Annotated in this window: 19 protein-coding genes; 12 read left to right on the top strand and 7 right to left on the bottom strand. The window is 69.3% G+C overall.

Annotated elements, in window-relative coordinates; all coding sequences use genetic code 11:
- Positions 1–117: 117 nt before the first annotated feature.
- Positions 118–879, top strand: coding sequence for a 5'/3'-nucleotidase SurE (gene surE / locus IPK71_25610; protein MBK8217116.1), 762 nt, complete (start codon positions 118–120; stop codon positions 877–879).
- 38 nt (positions 880–917) lie between these two features.
- Here the strand turns inward: surE and IPK71_25615 are convergent, their stop codons facing one another.
- Complete coding sequence (locus IPK71_25615; protein MBK8217117.1) at positions 918–2477, bottom strand: aldehyde dehydrogenase family protein; 1560 nt, start codon at positions 2475–2477, stop codon at positions 918–920.
- A 319-nt stretch (positions 2478–2796) separates the two neighbouring features.
- On the opposite strand from IPK71_25615, the gene IPK71_25620 reads away from it, so the two are divergent.
- Together IPK71_25620 and IPK71_25625 are read left to right on the top strand one after the other, a co-directional pair.
- Positions 2797–4752, top strand: coding sequence for a protein kinase (locus IPK71_25620; GenBank protein MBK8217118.1), 1956 nt, complete (start codon positions 2797–2799; stop codon positions 4750–4752).
- A gap of 44 nt (positions 4753–4796) precedes the next feature.
- A complete protein-coding gene (locus IPK71_25625; GenBank protein MBK8217119.1) occupies positions 4797–5327 on the top strand; it encodes a hypothetical protein in 531 nt (176 codons plus the stop codon).
- 108 nt (positions 5328–5435) lie between these two features.
- On the opposite strand, the gene IPK71_25630 is transcribed toward IPK71_25625, so the two are convergent.
- Both IPK71_25630 and IPK71_25635 read right to left on the bottom strand, forming a co-directional pair.
- Positions 5436–6356: a hypothetical protein gene (locus tag IPK71_25630; protein ID MBK8217120.1), complete on the bottom strand. Its 921-nt coding sequence runs from the start codon at positions 6354–6356 to the stop codon at positions 5436–5438.
- Positions 6357–6471: 115 nt separating this feature from the next.
- On the bottom strand, positions 6472–7884 hold the full coding sequence (locus IPK71_25635; GenBank protein ID MBK8217121.1) for an ABC transporter substrate-binding protein: 1413 nt from the start codon (positions 7882–7884) through the stop codon (positions 6472–6474).
- 257 nt (positions 7885–8141) lie between these two features.
- On the opposite strand from IPK71_25635, the gene IPK71_25640 reads away from it, so the two are divergent.
- Positions 8142–9770, top strand: coding sequence for a peptide chain release factor 3 (locus IPK71_25640; GenBank protein ID MBK8217122.1), 1629 nt, complete (start codon positions 8142–8144; stop codon positions 9768–9770).
- Between the two features lie 13 nt (positions 9771–9783).
- Here the strand turns inward: IPK71_25640 and IPK71_25645 are convergent, their stop codons facing one another.
- On the bottom strand, positions 9784–10470 hold the full coding sequence (locus tag IPK71_25645; GenBank protein MBK8217123.1) for a hypothetical protein: 687 nt from the start codon (positions 10468–10470) through the stop codon (positions 9784–9786).
- A gap of 23 nt (positions 10471–10493) precedes the next feature.
- Between IPK71_25645 and pepQ the strand changes: the two genes are divergently transcribed.
- On the top strand, positions 10494–11879 hold the full coding sequence (gene pepQ / locus IPK71_25650) for a Xaa-Pro dipeptidase (protein MBK8217124.1): 1386 nt from the start codon (positions 10494–10496) through the stop codon (positions 11877–11879).
- 34 nt (positions 11880–11913) lie between these two features.
- Here the strand turns inward: pepQ and ggt are convergent, their stop codons facing one another.
- The gene (ggt, locus tag IPK71_25655) at positions 11914–13683 is read right to left on the bottom strand and encodes a gamma-glutamyltransferase (protein ID MBK8217125.1); all 1770 of its coding nucleotides are present in this window, start codon (positions 13681–13683) and stop codon (positions 11914–11916) included.
- 122 nt (positions 13684–13805) lie between these two features.
- Between ggt and IPK71_25660 the strand changes: the two genes are divergently transcribed.
- Both IPK71_25660 and IPK71_25665 read left to right on the top strand, forming a co-directional pair.
- A complete protein-coding gene (locus IPK71_25660) occupies positions 13806–14324 on the top strand; it encodes a hypothetical protein (GenBank protein MBK8217126.1) in 519 nt (172 codons plus the stop codon).
- 108 nt (positions 14325–14432) lie between these two features.
- The gene (locus IPK71_25665; GenBank protein MBK8217127.1) at positions 14433–18335 is read left to right on the top strand and encodes a protein kinase; all 3903 of its coding nucleotides are present in this window, start codon (positions 14433–14435) and stop codon (positions 18333–18335) included.
- Between the two features lie 69 nt (positions 18336–18404).
- On the opposite strand, the gene IPK71_25670 is transcribed toward IPK71_25665, so the two are convergent.
- Positions 18405–21083, bottom strand: a complete 2679-nt coding sequence (locus IPK71_25670) for a tetratricopeptide repeat protein (GenBank protein MBK8217128.1) — start codon at positions 21081–21083, stop codon at positions 18405–18407.
- Positions 21084–21157: 74 nt separating this feature from the next.
- On the opposite strand from IPK71_25670, the gene IPK71_25675 reads away from it, so the two are divergent.
- Positions 21158–21751 carry a hypothetical protein gene (locus IPK71_25675; protein ID MBK8217129.1) on the top strand — a complete coding sequence of 198 codons (594 nt, stop codon included), beginning with the start codon at positions 21158–21160 and terminating at the stop codon, positions 21749–21751.
- Positions 21752–21825: 74 nt separating this feature from the next.
- Here the strand turns inward: IPK71_25675 and IPK71_25680 are convergent, their stop codons facing one another.
- Entirely contained in the window at positions 21826–22569 is a 744-nt protein-coding gene (locus IPK71_25680; GenBank protein MBK8217130.1) for a penicillin-insensitive murein endopeptidase, read from the bottom strand.
- 500 nt (positions 22570–23069) lie between these two features.
- Here IPK71_25680 and IPK71_25685 point away from each other — a divergent pair, with 500 nt between their 5' ends.
- The 4 genes from IPK71_25685 to IPK71_25700 all read left to right on the top strand — a co-directional run bounded on the left by IPK71_25685 (position 23070) and on the right by IPK71_25700 (position 26169).
- Positions 23070–23828 (top strand): CoA transferase subunit A, encoded by a 759-nt coding sequence (locus IPK71_25685; GenBank protein MBK8217131.1) that lies wholly within the window; start codon positions 23070–23072, stop codon positions 23826–23828.
- The gene (locus IPK71_25690) at positions 23825–24490 is read left to right on the top strand and encodes a CoA transferase subunit B (protein MBK8217132.1); all 666 of its coding nucleotides are present in this window, start codon (positions 23825–23827) and stop codon (positions 24488–24490) included. Before IPK71_25685 ends, IPK71_25690 begins: the two co-directional genes overlap by 4 nt.
- A 201-nt stretch (positions 24491–24691) precedes the next feature.
- Positions 24692–25609, top strand: a complete 918-nt coding sequence (locus IPK71_25695) for a VWA domain-containing protein (GenBank protein MBK8217133.1) — start codon at positions 24692–24694, stop codon at positions 25607–25609.
- Positions 25610–25677: 68 nt separating this feature from the next.
- Positions 25678–26169 (top strand): GNAT family N-acetyltransferase, encoded by a 492-nt coding sequence (locus IPK71_25700; GenBank protein ID MBK8217134.1) that lies wholly within the window; start codon positions 25678–25680, stop codon positions 26167–26169.
- Positions 26170–26259 lie beyond the last annotated feature (90 nt).

Below are 26259 nucleotides of genomic sequence, written 5' to 3' on the forward strand. Positions count from 1 at the left end.
CCCGTTTTTTCACGTCTGTCACGTGGGAGCGCACGCGCCTCACGGCCGCGCTTCACGTGCTCGAAGCGGGGCGAAGGCGTGTTGCGAATCGGGCGCGCTCGGCCTACGGTCCGCGCCATGCGCCCCCTCGTGCTCCTCTCGAACGACGACGGCTACGAATCGAAGGCCCTCCACGCCATGCGCGACGCGCTCGTCGCCCACGGAGCCGACGTGGTCACGGTCGCGCCCGCCACCGAGCAGAGCGCCACGAGCCACTCCTTGAGCCTTCATCGGCCGCTCCGGGCGCGCCATCACGCGGACGGCGTCCACTCGCTCGACGGCACCCCCGCCGACTGCGTCTACATCGCCCTCCATGCGGGGACGCGGTTTCTTCCGCGGAGGCCCGACCTCGTCGTGTCGGGCATCAACCGTGGCCTGAACCTCGGGCAAGACGTGTTCTATTCGGGCACCGTCGCCGCGGCGCGCGAGGGAGCTCTCCGAGGCATCCCGGCATTCGCCACGAGCGCCCACGTGCTCGCCGACATCCCCCGCATCGCGGACCTCTCGGCGCGCCTCGCCCTCGCCCTTGTCGGCGTGACCACACCGTCGGGGCGGGCCCCGCTCCTGTCCCTGAACGCCCCCGAGGTCTGGAACGGAGACATCCGGGTCGCGCGCCTCGGCGCCCGCATCTACGACGAGCTCGTCGACATTCGCCAGGACCCTCGCGGGCGCGACTACTTCTGGCTCGGTGGCCCCGGCGTGCGCCACGACCCGGACCCCGGCAGCGACACCGAGGCCTACGACGCGGGCGCCGTCACGCTGACGTCTCTCCTACTCGACCTCACCTCGGCGCCCGACACGGGCTTCGTCGAGGGCATCGTGGCGAAGACCCACCCCTGACGGCTCACCGCGCCGGCGTTCTACGCCGGCCGGGCGAATCAGCCGCCGAAGAGGCGCTTGGGGAGGGCCGAGAGCAGCGTGAAAATGGCCCCGATACGCGCGCCGATCGACGTGGCGCCACCGCGCGCGAGCACGAGGGCCATGGCGACCGCGCGGAGCACGGGCGTGTACGGGTACCAGTAGAGCTCACGTTTCGCGCGGTTCTCGTCGACGAGGACGAGCTTCGGACGCGAGCAGATGTCGAGCGCGAAGTGCGATCCCGTCACGCCGAAGCCGGACTCGCCCACGCCCGTCCACGGCGCCGCGGGGATCGCCCCCGAGAACCCGTGGGCGTTCACGGTCACGACGCCCGCGCGGAGCTTCTTCGCGAGGGCCTCGCCGCGTTCGGAGTCTTTCGTCCACACGCTCGCGGTGAGCCCGTATTTCGAGGCGTTCGCGAGCTTGAGGGCCTCGGCCTCGTCCTTCACGACGCGGATCGGGAGCACGGGACCGAACGTCTCGTCGCGCATGAGGAGCATGTCGTCGGTGTCGACCTCGAGCACCGTCGGCTTCACACACGGGGCCGCGCCGGACTGGGCCCTCTCGTCGCTCACGTCGAACGAGCCGGACAGGAGCTTGGCGCCCTTCTCTTTTGCGTCCTCGAGGTGACGACGCACGACGGCGCGCTGCGCGTCGGTCGTGAGGGGCCCGTAGTCGCGACCTTCTTCGAGACCCTTCGCCGCCGCGACGATCTTGGTCTTGAGGGCTTCGGCGACCTTCTCCACCACGTACACACGCTCGACCGCGCCGCAGTTCTGCCCGCCGTTCATCATGGCCGCCCACAAGAGGCCGTTCGCCGCGCGCTCGAGCTCGGCGTCCTCGAGAACGATGGCCGCATCTTTTCCACCGAGCTCGAGCGCGCAGGGCACGAGCTTCTCGGCGCAGACGGCCGCGACCTTTCGGCCGGCCTGCGGGCTCCCCGTGAAGACCACGGCGTCGACGCCTCCCGCGACGAGCGCGGCGCCGAGCTCACGCCCGCCCTGGACGACCTGGAAGACCCCTTCGGGGACGAGCCCCTTCAGGAGCTTTTGGATGAGGGCGCCGGTGCGCGGCGTGACCTCGCTCGGCTTGAAGACGACCGCGTTGCCCGCGAGGAGCGCCGGCACGATCGCGCGAAGGGGCAGCGCGAACGGGAAATTCCACGGCATGACGACGGCGACGACGCCGCGCGCGACCCTGTGGATGAAGCCGTACTTTTTCGGGTAGGCGATCGGATCGAGCTCGATCTCCTCGGGCTCGAAGAGGTCGGCCGCGGCCTGCCCCCAGTGCGTGGCGACGTCGGCCGAAGCGAGCACCTCGCCGAGGAGGGCCTCCACCTCGGGCTTGCCCGTCTCGAGGCGCACGAGCTTCGCGGTCTCCTCGGCGGACTCGAGGATTCGCTTGGCGAGGGGCGCGAGGGCCTTCGTGCGCTCTTCGACGTCGAGCGCGCCCCAGGCCTCTTGGGCCTCCCTCGCCTTCGCGAGCGCCTTCTCGACGTCGTCCGGGGACGACGCGGACACGTCGTCGAGCGAGGATCCGTCGGCGGGGCTCGTCGTGGGAAAAAGTTCGGCTTGGCTCACGAGGCGGGTCTACCAGAACTCGGCCCCGTCGCGCGCGCAGAAATCCTCACAATTATACCTTTACGTATAGCCTGGGCCTCGCGCGCCGATGCATCCGCGCGCGGACGCGACGAGGCACGAACCCCGCGATATCGAAGACAAAGAACAGGCGCCGCGGGTCGCTCGGACGCACCGGAGGCGCGTGACCTCTGTCTCCTTCCAGGACCGATTCGGTCCCGGCTGCGCACGGCGGGTTGGCTGCTTTTTAAGCGCGAAAGAGGGCGTGGCCGCGGCGCGGCTTTGATTGACCGGTCGTTTCCAGGTCCGCTACCGTTGAGGAATGACCGGAAGTGGGGAGCCCGTTCGCCGGGCAGCATCGGCGACGTTCGGCAAATACGAGCTCTTCGCGAAGCTCGGCAGCGGCGGCATGGCCGAGGTGTTCCTCGCGCTCTCGCGAGGCATGGCGGGGTTCAACAAGCTCGTCGTGTTGAAGCGCCTGCGCCCGAGCCTGGCCGAGGACACGTCGATGGTGAGCATGTTCCTCGACGAGGCTCGCCTCGCCGCGCGGCTCCACCACCCGAACATCGTGAACACGTACGAGGTGGGGGAACAGGACGGCTCCTACTTCATCGCGATGGAGTACCTCGAGGGGCAGCCCTTGAACCGCATCCTGAAGAACGCGAAAGCCCAGGAGTCGTTCACGCCGGCCATGTGGTGCCACGTGTTCGCCGAGGCGCTCGCTGGTCTGCACCACGCGCACGAGCAGAAGGACTTCGACGGAAAGCCCCTCGACATCGTCCACCGCGACCTCTCGCCCCACAACATCTTCGTCACGTACTCGGGCGAGACCAAGCTCGTCGACTTCGGGATCGCCAAGGCCTCGGTCAACACCACGAGCACCGCGACCGGCATCCTGAAGGGCAAGGTGAACTACATGTCGCCCGAGCAGGTGCGGGGCAACGCCGATCGGCGCTCCGACATCTTCGCGATGGGCCTCACGCTCTGGGAGGTCCTCGCCGGCAAGGGCGTGTTTCGCGGCGAGGCCGTCACGGTGCTGCATCGCATCTTGAACGACGCGATCCCCAAGCTGTCCGAGGCGCGGCCGGACATTGACCCGGCGCTCGAGGCCATCGTCATGAAGGCCCTCGAGAAGGACAAGGAGCTCCGCTACCAGACCGCCGACGAGTTCCGCGAAGCGCTCGAGGAGTACGTGCGCGCGAAGGGCGAGGGCCTGCGGGACACGGCGATCGGCAAGGTCGTGTCGACGATGTTCCAGGAGACGAAGGACAACGTCGCCGAGCGGATCAAGGAGTGTGTGACCGGGCTCCAGGCAGCGAAGCCTGTCACGGGCGAGAGCCACGCGGCGCCCTTGCTCACCACGGGCAGCCTCCCCTCCCTCACACTGACGCCCGCCACGGGCGAGTACCCGCACCTCGCGAACCTCTCGGCCGACACGAGCGACCCGGGGGCGAGCAGCGGCTCGGGATCCCAAGGCGTCTCCGTGAAGATCGCCACGGAGTCACCGACGGCCTCCGCGTCGACACGCCCGTCCGGCGCGACGCCCTTCACGTCGTCCGCCTACCCGCAGCCGAAGAGCAAGCTGCCTTGGGTCTTCGTCGCGCTCGCAGCCTTCGGCCTCATCGGGGGCATCGTCTACGTGCTCTCGAGCAAGAAGCCCGACGTAGCGCAGCCCGCGGCGACCACCGCGAAGGTGGCCATCGAGAGCACCCCCTCCGGGGCGACGATCGAGCGCGAAGGGCAAGTGGTCGGCCACACGCCCGCGCACCTCGACCTGCCGCTCGGAAAACAAGCGCTCACGCTCCGACGCGACGGGTACGCGGCCGAGACCGTCACGATCGACGTCAAAGACGGGGCGAAGGAGTCGGTCACGCTCAAGGTGGACAGCGCTCCGGCGCCGAGCGGCGCGCCTCCTCAGACCGCGGCCCTGGGTCCATCGACCACGGCGAAGGGCCCCGCGGTCCCTGCGTACGCTCCGGTGAAGCACGGCGGCGGCCCGACGCCTCCGGTCACCGCCGCACCGCAGCCGTCGGCCACGGCGGCTCCGAGCGCCACGGCTGCGTCGGGAGACAAAGGGTACCTCTCCTTCAACACGTTCCCGTGGACGAGGGTCTCCGAGGGTGGGCGCGTGATCGGCACGACGCCGCTCTACAAGGTGGCGCTACCCCCGGGCACCCACACGCTCTCCCTCGACAACCCCGAGGAGAACGTGCACTCCACCTTCACGGTGACGATCAAGCCGGGCGAGTCGGTAAGCCGCACGCTGGAGCTCAAGTAGCGAACACTCTTCTTTCGACCGGAAAAGACGGGTATCTTCGGAACATGAACGTGGGGAGCTTTGCGGCGCGTTGTCTGCCGCTCGTCATCGTGCTCGCGGCCTGCGGCGAGGAAGAGGTCGTCCAGGTCCCGTCGGGTCCGACCAAGGCACGCTACCAACTGAGCTTCGCCTCGGTCCCGATCGCCGTGGCCTCCGAGACGCTCCAGGTCTCGGTCTTCGACGCCACGAAGGACGGGACCGACTGTCTCACGCTCGTGCAGAAGCAGAAGAGTCGCGCCGATCTTCCTGCGGCGCCCGTCCTGCTCGCGCAGACCGCCGTCGTCCCCGTTTGCGACGTCTTGAACGACACCCAAGGGAAAGCCGGCGCGCTGCCGGAGATCACCTACGGCAAACGGACGTTTTTGGCCGTGCTGAAGCGCGGAGGCGCGGACCTCCTCGCCGGGTGCGCCGCCGCGGAGATCACCTCGGCCGACACGGTCGTCGACATCCGTGTCACGCAAATCAACGAGACCGTCTCGATCCCGACGACCTCGTGCGGCACGCTCGGCGACAAGTGCAAGGGCACCTGCAACTGAGCCGAGGCAGCTACGCCGAGGCACCACGGCGTCCGAGCCGTCGAACCGACAAAAGCAGAAAGGACCGGGGAGATTCCTCGGTCCTTTCGAGCATTTGGAAGAGAGGCCTCAGCGGCAGCGATCGGCGCCGCAGAAGAGGATGGGGCTGAGCGACGATGCCGTCGGAGGGAGCTGCTCTTCGCGTGTGCCCTTCCCCGAGGTGGCGAGGAAGTAGGTGCCGACGGCGCCCCCCGCGAGCACGGCGCCCGTGGCGATCCAGAAGAGCGGGCTCGCGAAGATGCTCCCGGACTCCTTCTCGTTGGTGATCGGAGCGGGCCCGGCGACCGACTTCACTTCGACGAGAGAGGTCTTCGGAGACGCGGGGCTCCCAGCCTCGAACACGACATTGTCGTTCGCGTCGGTGGCCTGCACGTAGTAGTCGAGCCGCGTCTCGCTCGCCGGGACGGGGATGTTCACCGACTGGTCGCCGACGGCCACGTTCGCCGTGTCGTACTTGCCCTGGCCGCCGAACCTGTGCCCCACGACGACCTGCTTCACCACCTTGCTCGGGTCGCGCGTGGTGACGCGGAGGGTGGCCATGGTGCCCTGACGAAGGCTCGAGACCTGGGCCTCGACACCGGGTCGCGCGAGCTGCTGCCGCCAGTATCCCTTCGCCTCGAGGTACGGCTGCTGGACCTTCGGACCGAGGTTCTTGTCGACCTTGTGATCGGGGTCGTACGTGAGCAAAAGGACGAAGCTCTCGCGCGCGTGCTCGTCGTCCCCGATGGCCGCGCGGGAGAGCGAGAGCACCCGGTACACGCGCACGAGCTGCTCGTGCGAGAGGCCCCGCTTCTTCGTGACGAGATCGGCGCGTCGCGCAGCGTCTTCGTAGTTGAGCTGACCGTACGCCGCCTCGGCGGCCGCCAAATCTGGCTCGATCGTGGCATCGGCGGCGCTCGCGTTCGACGCGAGTGACGCTCCGGCCGCGAGCACCAACGACACAACGACGGCGCGCGACAGCGCACCCCACGGCGATCCTACGAGCTTCATGTTCAACGAACCTCACGTTCGGCGCCCACGCGGGAGAACGGCTCCCCCGCGTGGCGCGGCACGGGTGTCAGGCTTTCACGACTCTCGCCCGAGGTGGGCGAAAATCGAGGGCCGCTTACTTCAGGTCGTCGGGGGTGAGCCCGGCTTCCTTGACGTCGACGAACTTGGCGCCCTCGACCTTCTGGACGACGAAGTTCGCGAGCACCTCACCGAAGTCGTCGAAGTTCACGGGGCCGGAGGCGCCGTCGTAGTCGATGTCTTGTCCGTTGCGGAGCGCGATGAGGGCGTCGGCCAGCTTGGCTGGCGAGAACGCGGTGCCCGGCGGCCTAGACACCTCGAACAGCGCGTCGCGGATCTTCTTCCCGTCGGTCGTGGTTCCTGCACGCTGAATCGCAAGCACCGCGAGGACCGCCGCATCGAACTGGTTCGCCGAGTAGCCCGGGAGATCCTTCGTCTTGTCCGAGCCCGTGGCGCTGTCGAACAAGTTCTTGAACTCGTTCGCTTGCGGCGTCTTCGGCGAGAGGTCGAAGTTCATGACGTACATGCCTTCGACCGAGTTCGGCGAGTTGGGGTCGGCGGCGTTCTCACGGCCTTTGACGAGCGTATCTTCGCTCTTCATGCCGTTCGACCCGAGCGACAAGAAGGAGCTCCAATCGCGCGACGTGTCCGCGGCTGTCGCCTTCTTGAAGGCGCGCATGTAGGTCGCGCCCACCGCCGGGAACGTGACGACCACCTGGCAGTCGGGCTTCGCGGCGACGATCTGCGCCGCTTCGGTGTCGTAGCTGGCCGCCAGCGTCGCGGGGACCTTGACGGTCGCGACGACCTCACCGCCGAGACCCTTCATGGTGTCGGTGATGCCCTGCGCGATCGGGTTTCCGTACGCGTCGTCCTGGTTGACGATCGCGATCTTGCGGCACGTGCCCGTGCCGGTGCCCGTGCCCCCATCCCCGGCGCCAGCGTCACCCGCGGGCTTCGGACCGAGGCCACGGAAGAGGCGAATGGCGATCGCCTTGGCTTGGAGGCCGTGCGACGGCGCCGTGCGGAAGAAGTAACGTTCGAGGGCCGGCTCGGCCGACGTGGTGATGGGCGTGCTCGCCGACGGCGAGATGAGGGGGAAGAAGGCGGCCTTCGCTTGGTTCTGCCCCTCGCTCGCCTGGCCGCTCCCCGTCGGACCGAGCACCACCGGCAGCTTGCGCCCGAAGAAGTTCTCGAAGTTCTTCTTGGTCGTCGGCGTGTCGGTCGCGTCGTCCAAGATCTCGAATTTGACCTGCTTGTCGAGCACGCCACCGAGCGCGTTGATTTGCTGCTCCGCCACACGCGTGGCGGACTGCTCGGCCTGACCGAACGCCGCGAGGCTCCCGGTGAGCGCCAGGTTCACGCCGATGACGATGGTCCCCGAACCGCCGTCGCTCGGAGGCGGCCCGCTATCGACCGTCGGCGTCCCTCCGCCACCGTCCGACGAACAGGCCGCAAACGCGGCGATTCCACACGCCGCCAAGACACCGCACACTACGAGTGAGCTCCGCATAGGTCTCTCCCTCCCGTTAAGCTTTCACCACTGCGACGAAAGACTCCCACCAAGAAGGCTATCAACTAGAAATTCGGGGAGTCAACGCCGCAGGATGTCCGGGAGGCACTTCTTCGCCGAGGCGAATTTTCGTGCGAGGCGTGTGGCAACGTGCGCCGCTCCGCACGCCGCGACCCCTCTCCCGAAGGGAAGGAGCCTCCGTTCTTCGTTGACACCGCGCGAGGGTCCGTGAGACTCGCGCGCGGCCCGAGGCCACCATGTCCGACATCGCCCTCCTCCGATCCCACATCGCGAAGCGCCGCACCTTCGCGATCATTTCGCACCCCGACGCCGGCAAGACCACACTCACCGAGAAGCTCCTCCTCTACGGCGGAGCGATCCACCTCGCCGGGAGCGTGAAGTCGCGCCGGGCCGCTCGCCACGCGACGAGCGACTGGATGGCCCTCGAGAAAGAGCGTGGGATCTCGATCAGCACGAGCGTGCTCCAGTTCGACTACGCCGGTTGCCACTTCAACCTGCTCGACACGCCCGGCCACAACGACTTCAGCGAGGACACGTACCGCACGCTCGCCGCGGCCGACTGCGCGGTGATGCTGATCGACTGCGTGAAGGGCGTCGAGCCGCAGACGATCAAGCTCTTCGAGGTGTGTCGCATGCGCGGCATCCCGATCGTGACCTTCATCAACAAGGTCGACCGCCCGGGCAAGGCCCCGCTCGACCTGCTCGACGAGATCGAGCAGGTGCTCGGGATCCCCTGCACGCCGATGACCTGGCCCGTGGGCATGGGGCCGTCGTTCCGCGGCGTGTTCGATCGCGAGAAGAAGGCGTTTTACCGGTTCGAAGAGGGCGAGAACATCGGCCACAAGGCCGCCATGGAGGTCGGCAGCCTCACCGATCCGGCCCTCGCGGACGAGATCGGCGAAGAGCGCCTCGGAAACCTCCGCGACGAGCTCGAGCTGCTCGACGCCGCTGGCAACGCGTTCGAGACCGAGGCCTTCCTCTCCGGCAAGGTGACGCCCGTGTTCTTCGGGAGCGCGATGAACAACTTCGGTGTCGAGCCGTTCCTCGCGCGGTTCATGGGCCTCTGCCCGTCGCCGCGCACCCGCGTCGCGAGCGGGCAAGAGATCCCGGCCGACGCCGAGTTCTTCACGGGCTTCGTGTTCAAGATCCAGGCGAACATGGATCCGCAGCACCGCGACCGCATCGCGTTCGTCCGCATCTGCTCGGGCAAGTTCGTGCGGGGCATGGACGTGCGCCACGTGCGCAGCAAGAAGAAGCTCACGCTCTCGCGCTCGCTGAACTTCCTCGCGCAAGAGCGGGTCACGGTCGACGAGGCCTACTCGGGAGACATCGTCGGCGTGTGGGATCCGGGGGTCCTCCGGATCGGCGACGCGCTGACCACGGGACCGGACGTCGAGTTCGACGGCATCCCGCGCTTCTCCCCCGAGCACTTCGTGCGCGTGCGCTCGGCCGACCCCATGAAGCGCAAGCAGCTCAAGAAGGGCCTCGAGGAGCTCTCCGACGAGGGCGCCGTGCTGCTCCTCTTCGACCGCGACGAGAACGACCCCGAGCCCATCCTCGGCACCGTGGGCCCGCTGCAGTTCGACGTCGTCCAGTACCGCCTGAAGTCGGAGTACGGCGTCGCCGCCATCTTCGAGCGCATGCCCTACAACTACGCGCGATGGGTGGAGGAGAGCGAGACGCACAGGCTCTCGCCCGAAGAGGTCGTTCGACGCGGCTCCATCGCTTGCGTCTACGACGTGGAGCGGCGCCCCATCTTGCTCTTCGACACCGAGTGGGTGATGCACCGCACCCAGGAGAAGCTCCAAGGGCTCACGTTCATCGCGGCCGCCCAGCCAGGCCGCCGGCAACACGGCAAACGCTAATCGTTCGAATCCATTACTCTTTCTCCTCTCCCGCGGCGGGCAGCGCGCCGCGGTAGGGGGACGCCGTCCGCGCCTCGGCGACGAGGGCGTCGACCCGCTCGCAGACCCACACGGCGTTCGCCTTTCGCTCGAACGTGCGCGGGATCGCGACCGTGCGACCGTCGCGGAGGACGATGCAGGGGACGAATCGGACGAGCGCGTCACGCTCGACCGCGGTGCCCACGACGTCCGAGAGGAGCATGCGCTCGGGCGCCCCACGAGGGAGGAGCGGGCCCTCGGTGACGACGAGGGTGTCTCGCGTGACGACCACGCGGGGGGCGTTCACGAGGCCACGAGCGCCACGCGCGACCAGCGGTCCACCGAAGCCGAGCCCGAGCGCCGCGAGCAGGAGCGGAAAGAGCGCAAACGCACCGACCGCGCTGCCCGCCGCGGCGTACGCGAGGCAGAGCAGGCCGAGCGTCCACGCTGACCCCACGACGAGCTGAAACACCGCAACCTCCCGCGACGGAGGGAGCACGAGGACCGTCTGGGCTCGACCCTCGCGCGAGAGCCCGTCTCTCACCTGGACCGAGAGCCCCCGCGGGGTCGCCTCGGGCGTCCGAGGGAGGCGCTCGCCGCACACCGAGCACGAGACGTCGAGCTCCACCCCGGCGGGCGGGGCATCCTGAGCCTCTCGGCAAGCGGGGCAAACGACCAACACGGCCCTCGTGGTAGCATGGCGGTGTGATCTCGCCGACCGCCTCCGCCTCCGACGTCCTCGCCCCCCGGGGTGGCTGGGATGCCCTCACCGCCCTCCACGCGGCCCACGTCGCCGCCCTCGCCGATGCCTACGGTCGTGTCGCCGAGGCACACGGCCTCGACGCCATCGTCGTGCACGCGGGGCGCCCGAAGAAGCGCTCCCGCTTCGACGACCAATACTTCGGCCTCCGCCCCACACCGCACTTTCAGCACTGGGCACCGCTCGCCGAGCACGACGCGGCCATCGTCGCCGCCCCGGGCAAAGCGCCCATGCTCGTGTGGCCGAGCGCACGCGATTTTTGGGAGCGCCCTCGCCCCCCCGTCTCGCTCGGGTTCCTCGGAGCCTTCCGCGTCGAACGCCCCGCGCTCTACGCGACCGGGCGCGAGCTCCTCCCCGGCGGGACCGTGGGGTTCGTGGGCGAGGACGCCGAAGCCGCGCTCGAATGGGGCATCTCGCCCGAGCGTGTGAACGACCCGCACCTCCTCGCCGCGCTCGACGCCCTCCGCGTGACGAAGTCTCCCTACGAGCGCGTCTGCCTGGCCGAGGCGAATCGGCTCGCCGCGCTCGGGCACGAGGCCGTACGCCGCGCGTTCGCCTCGGGAGACGCCTCCGAGCTCGACCTCCACCTCGAGTTTCTCCGCGCGACCCTCCAGGACGACGCCGAGACGCCGTACAAAAACATCGTCGCCAAGGGGCAAAACGGCGCGATCTTGCACCACATCGGGTACGCGCGCGAGGGCCTGCGCGAAGAGTCGCTGCTGCTCGACGCGGGCGCTACCTTCCAGGGCTACTGCTCCGACATCACGCGCACGTGGGTGAAGGGCACCGGCGCCGCCGCGTCGACGTTCCGAGGCATCGTCGAAGGCTTCGAGAAGCTCCAGCTCGAGCTCTGCGCCGCCGCGAAGGAAGGTCTCCGCTACGAGGAGCTCCACGACATGTCCCACCGGCTCGTCGCGCAGGTCTTGGCCGACACGAAGCTCGTGCGGCTCTCGGCCGACGCGATCGTCGACGAGGGCATCTCGCGTCTCTTCTATCCGCACGGGCTCGGCCACTCGCTCGGGCTCCAGACCCACGACGTCGGGTGCGCTCTCGAGCGGCCACGAGGAGACAACCCCTTCCTCCGCAACACGTCGATCATCGCCGAGGGGCAGGCCTTCACCATCGAGCCCGGCCTCTACTTCATCGACCAGAAGCTCGACGAGCTGCGCGCCTCCCCCAGCGCCGCGAGCATCGACTTCTCCCTCGTCGACGCGCTCTCGGTGTTCGGCGGTGTCCGCATCGAGGACGACCTCGTCGTCGGGGCCGAGGGCGCGGTCGAGAACCTCACCCGTCCGTTCCTCCCCACGGGCGGCGCCGGCGTCACGGCCTGACGGCGCGGCACGCCGCGACCCCGCCGAGACGACGTCAAGGCCCCGCCGCGGCCCCGCCGAGACGGCGCGGCTCTGCCACACCGACCCACACTCCCCCCAAGCGACCGATCGCCGGAGCGTCGGCGATACGCGGCCTCTCGCCGAGCACGTACCCCATCCCGAGCAGGCGCTCTCGCGTCGACGCGTCGAACGACCGCGGCTCGTGGTCCACGCGATCGGGGAGGTGCTGCATGTGGATCCGCGGCGCCGCCACCGCGTCCACGATGGTGCGCCCGTGGTCGACGACGTCCACGAGCTCTTGGAGCACCGCGGTGATGATCGTGGGCCCGCCCGCCGCGCCGAGGACGAGCTCGATGCGGCCGTCGGCGTCACGCACGATCGTCGGTGTCATCGACGAGAGCATGCGTTTTCCAGGAGCGATCGCGTTGAGCTCGCCCTGCACGAGCCCGAAGCCGTTCGGGGCGCCGGGCACCGCGGCGAAGTCGTCCATCTCGTCGTTCAGGAGGAACCCGGCCTTCTCGACCGTGACGCCCGAGCCGAACCAGAAGTTGATGGTCGTCGTGAGCGACACCGCATCGCCCCGAGCGTCGACCACGGAGAAGTGAGTCGTGTGCGGCGCGCTGGGCTCCGAAGGCCCCGAAGGGATCGCGCTCGAGGGTGTCGCGCGGCCGAGCGTGATGGTCTTTCGTTGCTCGCTCGCCCACGCGTCCGAGAGCAAGGTCGTGGTGTCGATCTTGACGAAGTCGGGATCCCCGAGCTTCGCGTTCCGCGCGGCGAACGCGCGGCGCATCGCCTCGGCGACGAGCCCGGTCGTCTCGGCCGCACCGTACCCGAGCTTTCCGAGATCGTAGGACTCGAGGATGTGGGTCATCATCGCGAGCGTCACGCCCCCGGACGAGGGAGGCGGCATCGTCACGACGGTCCGGCCGCGGTAGCGCGTCTCGATGGGCGTGCGCCACTTGGCGCGGTACCCGGAGAGATCGTCGAGCGTGACGAGCCCGCCTTCGGCCTTCATCTGCTCGGCGATCGCGCGCGCCGTCTCGCCCTCGTAGAAGCCCCTGGGGCCCTCGCGGCCGATGCGCTCGAGCGTCTCGGCGAGGCGCACGTTCCGGAACGTCGACCCGAGCTCGGGGGGCTTTCCACCTGGGAAATACAGGGCCGAAGACGCCGGATGCGTACGGAGGCGGTCCCCTCCCCGTTCGAGCGTCTCGAGGAAGGCGCGATCGACGACGAAGCCGTCCCGCGCGAGGGCCACGGCCGGCGCGACGATCTCGCGAAACGGGATCGTGCCCGACCCGAGCTTCACGAAGAGCTCGTAGAGACCCGCGACCGCGCCCGGCACGCCCGCGGATCGAATCCCGAGCTGCGCGTCCTCCGTCGGCTTTCCGTCCTTGCCCTTGTACATGTCGCGGGTCGCGCGCCCCGGGGCCGTCTCACGGAAGTCGAGCGCGTGCGCCTTGCCTCCGACGCTCGCGACCGCGAACCCTCCGCCCCCGATGTTCCCTGCCGTCGGGAACGTGACCGCGAGCGCGAACGCCAAGGCCACCGCCGCGTCCGCCGCGTTTCCTCCGCGCGCGAGCACGTCGCGCCCCACGGCGGTCGCGCGGGCCTCGTCGGACACGACCATCCCCCGCGCCGATCGGGCAACCTCCGAGGGGGGCGTGGCCGAAGTCGGCGCGACGCTCGCGGGAGGCGCGACCGGGGTGGGCACGCTTCGAGGAGCCCCGTCGTGGCACGCGGAGAACCCGAGAGCGAGCGAAACGAGCCACGGTCCGACGCCGAAGCGAGATGCACGGATCGTCATTGGAGGAGGCTACACCGAAGCGCTCCGTGCGCGAAAGGAACACCCCCGTAAACCACAACGATATCCAACACATAAACATCTCTTGCGGCGCGCGGCCGGCGAGGCGCTACCCTCCTCTCGCCATGTCCGACCATCGAACGAAGCTCGCCGTCGTCGCCGCGCTCGCCCTCTCCGCGGGGGCCGTCCTTTCGCGGTGCTCGCCCGCGCCCCCGTCGCCCTCGCGGACCGACGTCGCGACCGAGGCCGCGGCCGCACCGCGTGATCTCTTGAACCGCCTTTGGTTCGACAAGCTCCCCGAGAAGCGCACGGACGAGGTCACGATCGGGCTCTTCTTCGGCGGCGGCATCGGGCTCTTCGAGTCCGGCTCGGCGTACAAATCGTCGTTCGAGATCTTCGAGTTCGAACGGAAGGCGACCGAGCTCGATCTCACATTTTTGCACGACAAGAAGCGCTCTTCCGTCACGTACGTGGTCCGCGCGTGCGACGAGCGTCCGCCGTTCGACCTGTGCCTCACGCTCGAGGGCAATGCCCGTGGCCCGAAGAAGCTCTATGGCTTCGCCTACGACGACGACGAAGCGGCCCGCGTGCCTTGGTCTCGCGATCTTCGAGCGTCCGCGAAGGCGCGCGCGGCCCTTCGCTGAGGGGCCGAGAGGCCTCTCACGGGCCGCGAGGAGGAGGATGCGCCGGGGTCGCCGGTGTCTTCTCCCTTCCCGTCGGCCGAGCTTCCCCGCTACGCTCTCGAATGCACCGTGGATCCCGGCTTCGTCGTCGATGAGCGCTTTCGTATCGAGCACCGCGCGAGCGTCGGCGGGACGGCCAAGATTTACCGCGCGACCGACCTCACCGACGGCGCCGCCATCGCCCTGAAGATCCTCTACGGCGAGGTCGCGGACGACCAAGCCGAGCGGCTCGAGCGCGAGGCCGAGCTCCTCGCCGAGCTCTCGCACCCGGGCATCGTGAGGCACGTGGCTCACGGAGATCTCGGCACGGGAGCGTCGTACCTCGCCATGGAGTGGGTCGAGGGAGAGACGCTCTCGCAGCGCCTCACCCGGGTGGGGCTGACGATGCGCGAGAGCATCGATCTCGTGAAGCGCGTCGCCGAGACCTTGGGGTACGCCCACACCCGCGGCGTCGTGCACCGCGACATCAAACCGGCGAACATCCTCCTCCGCGGAAAGAGCCTCGACGACGTCATCGTCATCGACTTCGGCATCGCCAAAGGCCAAGCGGGCGTGTCGTCGATCACCCAGGTCGGCGCCGTGCTCGGGACCCTCGGCTACATGGCTCCCGAGCAAGCGCGCGGTGTCGGAAAGATGGACGCGCGCACCGACGTGTTCGCCTTGGGCGCGCTCCTCTTCAAGTGCCTCACGGGGTCGCCGCCTTTCGACGCCGACGATCCCATCGCCGTGCTCGGAAAGCTCCTTTACCAAAAGGCCCCTCGCGTGCGCGATCGCCGAAGCGACGTCCCGGAGGAGCTCGACGAGCTCCTCGCGCGCATGTTGGCCCAGTCCCCCGACGATCGCCCCGCGGACGGAGGTGTGGTGGCCGCGGAGCTCTCGGCGATCGGCACGGTGGAGCCTGGCCACAGCATCGTCGGGGTCACCTCGAAGATCGAGGCCCTCATGCACGGGGAGCAGCGCCTCGTGAGCCTCGTCGCGGTCGCCGCGCCCGGTGGTGCTGACGAGGAGCCGACCATCGCCGACGGGCAGTGGCAGGGCTTCAAGTCGATAGGGCGTCGCCTGCGCCTCGCCGTGGCCCCGTTCGGTGCGCAGCTCGAGACGCTCCCGACGGGGCTCATCGTGGCCACGTTCTCCGGCCGGGCGAGCGCGACCGACCAGGCCTTCCGTGCGGCGCGCTGCGCGTTCGCCATGCGCCTCCAAGCCCCGCGGCTCCCCATGGTCCTCGTCACGGGCAGAGCCATGCTCGAGGGCGGAACGCCGATGGGCGACGCGGTCGATCGCGCGACCGAGATGCTGCGCCCGACCCTCTCGGACGAGCTACCCCCGCAGAGCGCGGCTCAACCCGTTCGGGTCGACGAGGCCACGGCGGGCCTCCTCGACGGCCGCTTCATGGTGCGGAGGGAGGCCTCGGGCCTCCAGCTCGTGGGTGAGCGCAGCGCCCCCGACGCGGCGCGCATGCTGCTCGGCAAACCTACGCCGTGTGTCAGCCGCGAGCGCGAGCTCGTCGAGATCGAGGGCGTATTCGCCGAGTGCGTGGCCGACGAGGTGGCCCGCGCCGTCGTCGTCAAGGGCGCGCCGGGCGTGGGAAAATCGCGCGTCCGGCACGAGACGATCCGCGCCATCAAGAACCGGAGCGCAGGTGTGGAGGTGTGGGTCTCTGCGGGAGATCCGCTCCGCGCGCGGAGCTCCTTCGGGATGATCGCGCAGATGATTCGAGGCGCGGCCGGGGTCCTCGACGGGGAGCCCCCGAGCGTGCAGAAAGAGAAGATTCGCGCGCGCGTCTCGCGTCACGTCCCCCCCTCCGAGGTGCATCGTATCGCGCAGTTCTTGGCCGAGCTCATCGGCGCGACCGGCCCCGACGATCGCGACGTCCAGCTCCGCGCGGCCCGAGGCGACGCGCAGCTCATGGGCGATCAGGTCACTCGGGCGTTCGACGACTTCTTGGGCTACGTCGCGCGGCACACGCCGGTCGTGATGGTCCTGGAGGATCTCCACTGGGGCGACCTGCCGAGCGTCAACCTGGTCGGGAACTGCCTCCGCGGCGAGGGTCGTCCCATCTTCGTGCTCGCCCTCGGGCGACCCGAGCTCGACGCCACCTTCGGGAGCCTCTGGGCCGAGCATCGCCCCAAGGTGGTCGCGCTCACCGAGCTTTCGCGGAAGGCGAGCGAGCGCCTCGTGCGTCAGGTCCTCGGCGACGACGCCGACGACGCCACGATCGCGCGCATCGTCGCGACGGCCGGCGGCAACGCGTTTTACCTCGAGGAGCTCATTCGAAGCGTGGCAGAGGGGCACGGCGATCGCATGCCCGCGACCGTACTCGCCATGGCCCAAGGGAGGATCGAGGCGCTCGAGACCGAGGCGCGCAGAGTGCTCCGCGCCGCGAGCGTCTTCGGGAAGTCGTTCTGGACGAGCGGCGTGGCGGCGCTCTTCGAGAGCGAGACGCACGTGTCCGAGGTGATGCCGTGGCTCGACGAGCTCGCCGTCCGCGAGATCGTGATGCGGCACGAGGGCAGCCGTTTTCGGGGAGAGCAAGAGTGGTCCTTCCGCCACGCCTTGCTCGCCGAGGCGGCCTACGGGACGCTGACCGACAAGGACCGGAGGTCGGCCCACGGTCGCGCCGCGGAGTGGCTCCGAGGCATGGGCGAGGGAGATCCCGTCACGCTCGCGACCCACTTCGAGGAGGGCGGCGCGCCGAAGGACGCGGTCGTCTTCTGGCGGAGAGCGGCCGCCCAGGCCCTCGAAGGCAACGACCTCGAGGCCGTGATCCACTACGCCGATCGAGGAATCGCGTGCGGCGCCGACGGCGAGGTTCGCGGGCGCCTCTTGCTTCGAAAGGCCGAGGCGCGACGCTGGCGAGGCGAGTACGCCGAAGCCGAGAGACACGCGCGCGAGGCCATGGCGCTGCTCGGGAGGGCCTCGTCACGGCACTTTCGAGCCCTCGCCGAAGCCGTCGAAGCCGCCTCGGCGCTCGGCGACGAGCCCCGCCTTCGGGAGCTCGTGTCGCTGCTCTCGCAGCGGAGCCAGAAGGGAGTCTCGGCCGTCCCCCACCTCGTGGCGCTCTGCCGTGCCACGGTGGCGCTCCTCCGCACCGGCGATTTTCGCTCGGCGGACGGGCTCCTCGCATACGTCGACGAGGCGGTCCACGAGCTCACGCAGGCCGACCCGAACGCCGCGGGGACGGTGCACGCCACACGCGCGTACCGCGCCCTCGTGCACGGAGATTCCGCGCTCGCCCTCTCCCTCTACGACGCCACGGTGTCCCGTTACGAAGAGGCCGGCAACACCCGCGGCGCCGCCAAGGCCCTCGTCGACTCCGCCCTCGCGTGCGCCGAGCTCGGCGCTTGGGACGACGCACGGCGCCTCGTCGATCAAGCCCTCTCGACCGCCGAGAGGCTCGGGCTCGCGGCCGTGAGCGCCGCCGCGAGGCACGTGCTCGGGCAGGTGCTCGCGAGCGCGCGCAGGCACGACGAGGCCTATGCCGAGGCTGCGTCCGCCGTGCGCGCCTTCGTCCTTCAGGGGGACCGGTACATGGAGGGCGTGGCTCGCGTGTGGGCCGCTCGCATCGCTCTCGGCGCCGGCCGAGCCACGTTCGCCGCCGACGAGGCCCGGCGTGCGCTCGCGGTGGGACACACATCCCCCCACGTGACCATCTATGCCCAGGCCGTGCTCGCAAAGGCGCTCCTCGAGGGCGACGAGGTCGACGACGCCCGCGAGCCCATCGACGAGGCGATGCTCGAGCTCGATGGCCTGGGAGGCATCGAGGCCGGCGAGAGCTTCGTGCGCCTCACGTACGCGGAGGTCCTCCACGCGTCGGGGGAGCTCGCGAGGGCGCGGCGGGCCATCGTCGCCGCGCGCACCCGCCTCTTCGTGCGCGCGGAGCTGATAGGTCAGGCCGAGTGGCGGGCGAGCTTCGTCGAGCGTGTGGACGAGAACGACCGCACGGTCGCCCTCGCCGCCGCCTGGGGAGAGTGAGCGCTCCGAGGCCGACGACGATTCGTACGGCCCTTTCCTAACCAACGCGCTCGCGGCAGCGGCTCGCGCTCAGCGCGCCGGCGGCGGGGGCGAGGTGGGCACGCGCCCTTCGCTCTGCGCCATCTGTTTGGCGAAGAGCCCGTCCGCCCTCTCGCGCACGTCCTCTTCTTCTTTGCGCGTCTCGGCGTCCGTCGCGTACTCGGGCGACGCTCGGAGCAGATCGGCGTAGACCCGCAAGCTCCGCGCGAGCTCGACGTCGTTGCCTGCCTCTTCGAAGATCCAGATGGACTGGAGCAGGTGCCCGCGCGCTTGCACGAGCTCCTCGCCCCCGGCCGAGGCCGCCGACAGGACCTCTCCCAGGGAGCGCAGCGCGACCCCGAGCTGCACGCGGCTCTGCACCTCGCGGAAGAGGTCGATGGCCTTGGCGATGGACTCGCGTGCCTTCGTGTACTCGCGTTGCGCGAGGTACGCCTTACCGAGCCCTCGGACCGCCTCGGCGAGGCCGAGCTTGTCGCCGAGCTCGTCGCATATCTCTTCGGCTTCTTTGAGGAATCGGATGGCGCGGTCGGGCGCTCCGAGGCGCGTCTCGGTCTCCCCCAGGTTCGTGAGGACGAGCGCGATGCGGTGCCGGTCCCCCGTCTCTTTGGCCACCTCGTAGGCCTCTTGGAAGAGCGCCTGCGCGCGCGCGTCGTCGCGCTGATCTTGAGCCACCGTACCGAGGTTGTTGAGCGTGATGGTGACGCCCACGAGATCCCCGATCTCACGCCGAATCCGGAGCGCCTGCTCGAACGAGTCGAGGGCCAAGTTGAACTTGCCCGAGTCTTGGTAGACGAGGCCGAGGTTGTTCAAGCTGAGCGCGATGCTCCTTCGGTCGCCCAGGCGCCGGCGCGCGGCGAGCGCCTTCTTGGTCGACTCGAGCGCGGCCGCGTAGTCGCCCCGAAGCCACGAGAGCTTGCCCATGTCGTCGACCGTGCTCGCCACACCGCGCTCGTCCCGAGCGGCCTCGAAGAGCGCGAGCGCCACGTCGAGGTGCTTTCCCGCGTCGTCGAGGCGACCCGTGTCGCGGTAGAGGCGACCGATGCGCGCGTGGGCCGCGCCTCCCTTGGCCTTCAGGTCGAGGCGGTAGGCGCGCACGAGCATGGCGCGGAACGCCCCGCGCGCGTCGTCGTTGCGGCCGAGCACCTGGAGCACGTCGCCGAAGTGATGGAGCGCCGACAAGTGGGCCTCGACGTCGATCTCGGCGCCCGCGTCGACGAGCGCGAGCCCCTTCTCGTAGAGCTCGGCCGCTTTGGTGTTCGCGTACCTGTCGCGGGCGATGTCGGCGGCGGCGATGTAGGTGAGCGCCGCGCGATCGGAGAGCCCGCCGAGCTCTTGGTGCCGCGCGAGCATGCTCATGTACTCCTCGTGCGAACGCACCGACTCCTTGCACGAGAGCCAATCCGCCAGGGCGCGGTGCGAGCGCTTCGCCTCGGCCTTCGGCATCAGGCGGAGGAGCGCCTCGCGCTCGAGGTTGTGCTTGAACACGAGCTCCTCGTCGTCCGAGAAGGTGCTGTCGGGGAGGCGCAAGACGTAGTCCCGCTCACGCAGTCCGGCGAGCGCGCGTTCGATCTCCGCGGCGTCGTTCGGCGGCGAGGCCCCCCAGAGCTCGGGAGCGGTCTCGTTCGTGCGGGCGATCGCGAGGAGCCCTCCTACCCAGAAGACGCCGCCCATGGTCGCGGCCTGCTCGAGCAGCGTACGCTCGCGCGGCGAGAGCGAGGCGATGCGGGCCGCGATCGCGTCTTCGATCGTGAGCGGCAGGCGCACGTCGGCGAGCTTCTCGGCGTGGATGGTCCACGTCTCTTCCTCGGCGAACGCGTCCTGCGCCTCGAGCACCCCTATGTCCTTGAAAATACGGACCATTTGCTCGAGCAACGCTGGGTTTCCGGCGGCGAGCGTGGCAGCCGCGTCGACGAGATCCTCGACGGCCTCGTCGTCTCCGCAGGGCGCGAGCAGATCGGACATGACGGCGGCCGCGTGAGCCTCCGAGAGGGGGGCGAGCTCGACGAGCGTGTGCTTGCCCTTCGCGAGACCTCGAAAGTCGTCCCTTCGGGCGAAGAGCTCGGGCCGCGCGATGCACACGACGAGGAGCGGCGCGTCGATCGAGTCGACGAGGTAGGAGAGAAGATCGAGCGAGTCCCCGTCGGCGAGGTGGAGATCGTCGAAGACGAGCACGATCGGGCCTGCGCCTTCGCCGTCCCTCTTGGCGTCGAGCTCGAGGAAGCGCTTCAGCACCGCGCGCCGCAGGAGCCCCATCTGCGCCGAGTCTCCGCGCACGGCCTCGAGCAGAGGCGATGTCTCGAAGCGCAGCTCGAGGAGGTCCCCCAAGAAGACGCACACGTCGTTCACCTTGCGATCGGCGAGCACGCGGCTCACTTCGTCGCGCACGCGCCCCTTCGCCTCCTCGATCCCGAGCCCCTCGACGATCCCGAAGCGCGACCGCAGCACCTTCGCGAAGATGCCGAACGCCGCGCCCCCCTCGCCCGCCGCTCCGCGGAAGACGCGGGGCAACGTGCCCTCTTTCGAGGGGCGCGCGAGGAAGTCTCGGACGAGCCGGGTCTTGCCGACGCCCGGCGCTCCCACGATCGAAAAGACCCGTTTTTCGCGTTTGTCGCGCACGGCAGAGAGCGCCGCGTCGAGCTCACGAAGCTCGACCTGACGGCCCACGAGCGTGCTTCGGCGGTCGGGGCCGCCCCCTCGAGATAGGCTCATTTTTCGCGGAGCATACCAAGATCCCGCCGAAGTGGCTTTGGCCAAGCGCCAGGTTTCGCGTGTATGATGAGGTCATGCCTTTCTTTCACGATCCTCGGCTCTCGAAGCTCGTCGCGCGCCTCGCTTTCCTCGGGGCCACGGCGGCCGTCCTCGGCAGCGCGGCCTCCGGCTGCAGCACGGGAGACGTGAAGGACGCTGGTGACGCACGCCCGGCGTTCGAGTGCTCGAACGATCCGGTCCTTTTCTGCAACCCCCTCCCCGCGGGGCAGGTCGGGTGCACGGGCTCCGCCGACTCGGCCGATTCGTTCCAGAAGCGCCTACCGACCGATCGCGCGTTCGGCGAGGGGTGTGTCGCGAACTTCGTGCGGCGCGACATCAAGGTCGAGGACGTGTGCGGTCTCGCCGCCGTGTGCACGTGCGTGCGAGTGGACGTCATCCCCCCCGTGGACGCAGCCACCTCGCCCGACGCGGCCTCCCCACAGGACGCGTCCGCGACCGACGCCTCCACCCTCGACGCGGAGGCGGACGCGTCCACGGCCGACGCGGAGGCGACGGACGCCGGGCCGACCGACGCGACCACGCCGCCGCAAGACGCAGCTCCCACGCCCGTCGCCGACGGGAGCGCCCCGCCCCCCTCTCCCGGGCGCCTCGTGTGGTCGTGCCGCTGAGCCAAGCCCCCTCAGCGTGACGATTTACACAATAAGATCAAAGCCTTGGACCAAGGCTTCGCGGCCCGAAGGTCTCAGTCGTGGAGGCCGTCGACGTCGTCCATCGGCGCGGGGATGACGACCGAGTCGAGCCCAGGCACGACGGGACCGAGCTTCGGCACGTCATGGTGCTCCTCGGGCGTCGCTCTCTTCGCGTGGGGCTCGCTCTTCGCCTGCTCACGCGCGGGCTCCACGGGCTTCGACGGCGCAACGGGCTTCGGTGTGCGTGGGGAGGGGGCAGGGGTCGGGCGTGCGCTCGGACCCGACGACGGGGCGTGACCTCGCGAGGCGACGTGCCCGTGCCCACGCGCCGTCCGCGCGACCTTGCGCTCGGGGTTCTCGATGCAGCCCTCGCCTTGACGCGAGCGCGGGCACGAGATCCTCACGTGAAAGTGATCGTCGTGCGGGAGCGCGCCCTTCGGCTGCATGAGCGTCTCGGCCGCGCGGGTGCGGAGCGCCTCGCGGACCTGCATCTTGGTCGCGTAGGCCATGAGGCGGTCCTTCAGCGGCTGCGCCACGAACACGTGCGTGACGTGCGCCTCGGGATCGGTGAGGAGGGCCTCGACGAACGCCCAGTTCTTCGCGTCGTCGAAGCGCGCCCCGGGCCACGTCTTCGCGTGGGCGTCGCCCGTGAAGGCGACGAAGTGAGGCGCGTAGAGCGCCTTGCCGCCCGCGCCCGACACGTAGAACCCGACGTCGGCGTCCCGGCCGCTCTCGTGCGACGCATGATGGTCGAGCTCGCCGCCACCACGCTTCGAGAGGTGACCGACGGAGAGCACCGAATCCGGGAAATTTTTGCCGAACGCGGGCCGCAGCGCGTTCGAGGAGGTGCACGAGGGGGCGTGTCCCGTAGCGCACGTCGCCGCCCGCGTAGACCGGGACGACCCGAATGGCCGGGCCTTCTTCGAGGCGCACGCCGTCGACGAGCTTGCCCTCGGTGGGAGAGCCCACGCTCTTCCCGACGGGCTCGCGGGCCGCGCGAGGCGCCCCTCCTCCGTGCGCCGACGCGCTTTTTGCGTGCTTCGGGGCCGGCTTGCCCGCCGCGCGCGCCGCTTCGGGGGCCGCCACGGCGAGGAGCGCAACGAGGATCGCGGAGAGAGCGGGCGGCAGGTGTCGGGGAGGTTTCGGCACGGCAGGTGGAGGGCACCACGCTCCCCGCGACGAGGCCAACTTCCCGGCTCGAAATCGTCCCGACGGGCCGCCGAAATCGAATAACGTTCGCGCGTTCGGGGAGGCTTCCCACGAACCATCGCGCGCCGGGCGACGCCGCCCCGCCCACATGGAGGCAACGTTGGACAAGGTCATGAAATCCGCCCTCGACGCGTGCAAAGGGATCCCGAGCGGGATCACCTTGCTCGCGGGAGGGTTCGGTCTCTGTGGAATCCCCGAGAACGCCATTCGCGCGATCCGCGAGCTCGGCCCGACGGGGCTCACCGTCGTATCGAACAACTGCGGCGTCGACGACTTCGGCCTCGGCATTCTGCTCCGCAACAAGCAGATCGTGAAGATGATCTCGAGCTACGTGGGTGAGAACAAGGAGTTCGAGAGGCAGTACCTCTCGGGCGAGCTCGAGGTCGAGCTCACGCCACAGGGCACCCTCGCCGAGCGCATCCGCGCGGGCGGCGCGGGCATCCCCGCGTTCTTCACGCCCACCGGCGCGGGCACCGCGGTGAGCGACGGGGGCCTCCCGCTCAAGTACGGCGAGGGCGGCAAGGTCGTGAAATACAGCGACAAGAAAGAGACCCGCGAGTTCGACGGCAAGCTCCACGTGCTCGAGCCGGCGATCCGGGGCGACGTCGCCATCATCAAGGCGTGGAAGGGCGACCGCTACGGCAACCTCGTCTACCGGCACACCGCGATGAACTTCAACCCGATGATGGCGACGGCGGCCAAGGTCACGATCGCGGAGGTCGAGGAGATCGTCGAGGTCGGCGCGCTCGACCCGAGCCACATCCACACCCCCGGAATCTACGTGACCCACGTCTTCAAGGGGGAATCGTACGAAAAGCGCATCGAGCGAAGGACGGTGTCGACATGAGCCAAGGACTCTCGCGGACGGATCTTGCGAAGCGCGCCGCCAAAGAGCTGCGCGACGGCTACTACGTGAACCTCGGCATCGGCATCCCCACGCTCGTCGCCAACTACATCCCGAAGGGCATCGAGGTCGTGCTCCAGAGCGAGAACGGCCTGCTCGGAATCGGCCCCTACCCGAAGGAAGCCGAGGTCGACGCCGACCTCATCAACGCGGGCAAAGAGACCGTGACCATGCAGAAGGGCGCGGCCATCTTCTCGAGCGCCGAAAGCTTCGAGATGATCCGCGGCGGGCACATCGACCTCGCGATCCTCGGCGCCATGCAGGTCTCCGAGAAGGGCGATCTCGCGAACTGGATGATCCCGGGCAAGATGGTGAAGGGCATGGGCGGCGCCATGGACCTCGTCGCGTCGGCGAAGCGCGTGGTCGTGGTCATGGAGCACGCCGCGAAGGACGGCGCGCCCAAGATCCTCCGCGAGTGCAACCTCCCGCTCACGGGCCGTCGCGTCGTTCACCGCATCATCACCGAGCTCGCGACGATCGACGTCACGCCCGAGGGCCTCGTCCTGCGCGAGGTCGCACCGGGGTTCTCGGCCAAAGAGGTGCAAGAGCGCACCGAGCCGACCCTCCGCGTCCACCCCGACCTGGCCACGATGGACGTGAGCTGACCCACCCTTTCGAGGACCGATCGCGGCCTGGGGCACGTCGTCGCCTCGGGCCGCGATTTCTTTTTGGAATTCTCGCGCCTTCGGGGGCGCGGCCCGGTCGTGTGGATCCTGCATGGACCGGATCGAATAACCCCCACATTTCTCGGGATTTCTTGCGATTTTCTGCGAGCCGAGGGCGATCGTGGGTGCTACTCTCACCCTATGCGATTCGGTACCCTCGCTCTCCTCGCGGTCTCCACCTTGACTGGCCTCTCCGTGCTCGCGACCGGCTGCGGCGACAGCGACCCCGGCGCCGAGTTCGCCGACGGCGGCAACGGCCAGGGCAACGGCAACTTCCCCGACAACGGCAACGGGCAGGGTGGCTTCGGCTTCGGCAACGGCGACGGCGGCGGCGGCGACGCGGCCGAGTCGAACGAGTGCCGACAGATGGACATCGTGTTCGTCGTCGACAACTCCGGCTCGATGGCCCAAGAGCAAGACAACCTCAAGAAGAACTTCCCCAAGTTCGTCGACGTGCTCAACGCCTACAAAACGAAGAGCGGGGCGAACCTCGACTACCGCCTCGCCGTCACCAGCACCGACGTCGACACCGGCCTCAAGGGCGCGTTCGCCTCGGGCGGCGGCGTGTCGCGCGCGTGGCTCGAGCGCACCGACGCGAACCTCGCGACCGTCTTCACCACGCGCGCTTCGTTCGGCATCAACGGCTCCAACATCGAGCGCGGCCTCGAGGCGCTCAAGCTCTCCGCGACGAACAGCACGAACGCGGGCTTCGTCCGGAAAGACGCCCTCTACGGCTTCGTCATCATCACCGACGAGGACGAGGGCGGCCTCGAGAACCAGATGCGAGGCGCCACGATCGACGGGTACCTCTCGCACTTCGACAACCTCAAAGAGCAGCGCGCGCGCTGGGCCGGCGCGGTCATCGCGGGCGAAAAAGTCTGTAGCTCCGCGGGGTTGGGCAACGCGGGTGAGGCCGTTCGCCTCAAGGACTTCATCTCGAAGGCCGGCCGCAACGGCGTCTTCTCGTCGATCTGCGAGGGCGATCTCACGAAGGGCCTCTCCCAGGCGCTGGCCACGTTCGACGCGGCCTGCCGGAACTTCCCCCCCGCCACCAAGTAGGGGAGCGAGCGCCACGGGCAGGGGTCGAGGCCTTTCGCCTCGGCCCCTTCTTCGTTTCGAGCACCACCATGACCTACCGCATTCGCCCGGCCACCCGGGACGACGTCGACACGATCGTAGCCCTCGTGCGCGAGCTCGCGGCGTTCGAGAGGGAGCCCGAGAGCGCGACCGCCACACGCGACGACTTCTTGCGCGACGGGTTCGGGGAGCGCCCGCTCTTCCGTGTGCTCCTCGCCGAGGACGGCGCCGGTGCGCTCGGCATGGCGTTCACCTTCATGAAGTACTCGACCTGGACGGGCAGCCCCACCCTCCACCTCGAGGACCTCTTCGTGCGCGACCACGCGAGGGGCCGCGGCATCGGGACGGCGCTCATGATCGAGCTCGGGCGCGAGGCCCTACGGCTCGGGTGCAAGCGCCTCGAGTGGCAGGTGCTCGACTGGAACGCGGATGCCATCGCCTTCTACGAGAAGCTCGGCGCCGAAATTCAGCGGACCTGGGTCCCGGTTCGCGTCGACGGAGAGAGGCTCGGCGCGCTCGCCGCGAGGGGTACGAACGGGTAGCAGCCCGTTGACTTCTCCCCGTCCCCTTGGGGACTGGTCCAGGGGGGGGGGGCGGGACGTCGAACGACCTCGGTCCCCCGTCGGGGACTT

Source organism: Myxococcales bacterium, assembly GCA_016712525.1.
In the GTDB taxonomy this organism is placed as follows: Bacteria; Myxococcota_A; Polyangia; order Polyangiales; family Polyangiaceae; genus JAAFHV01.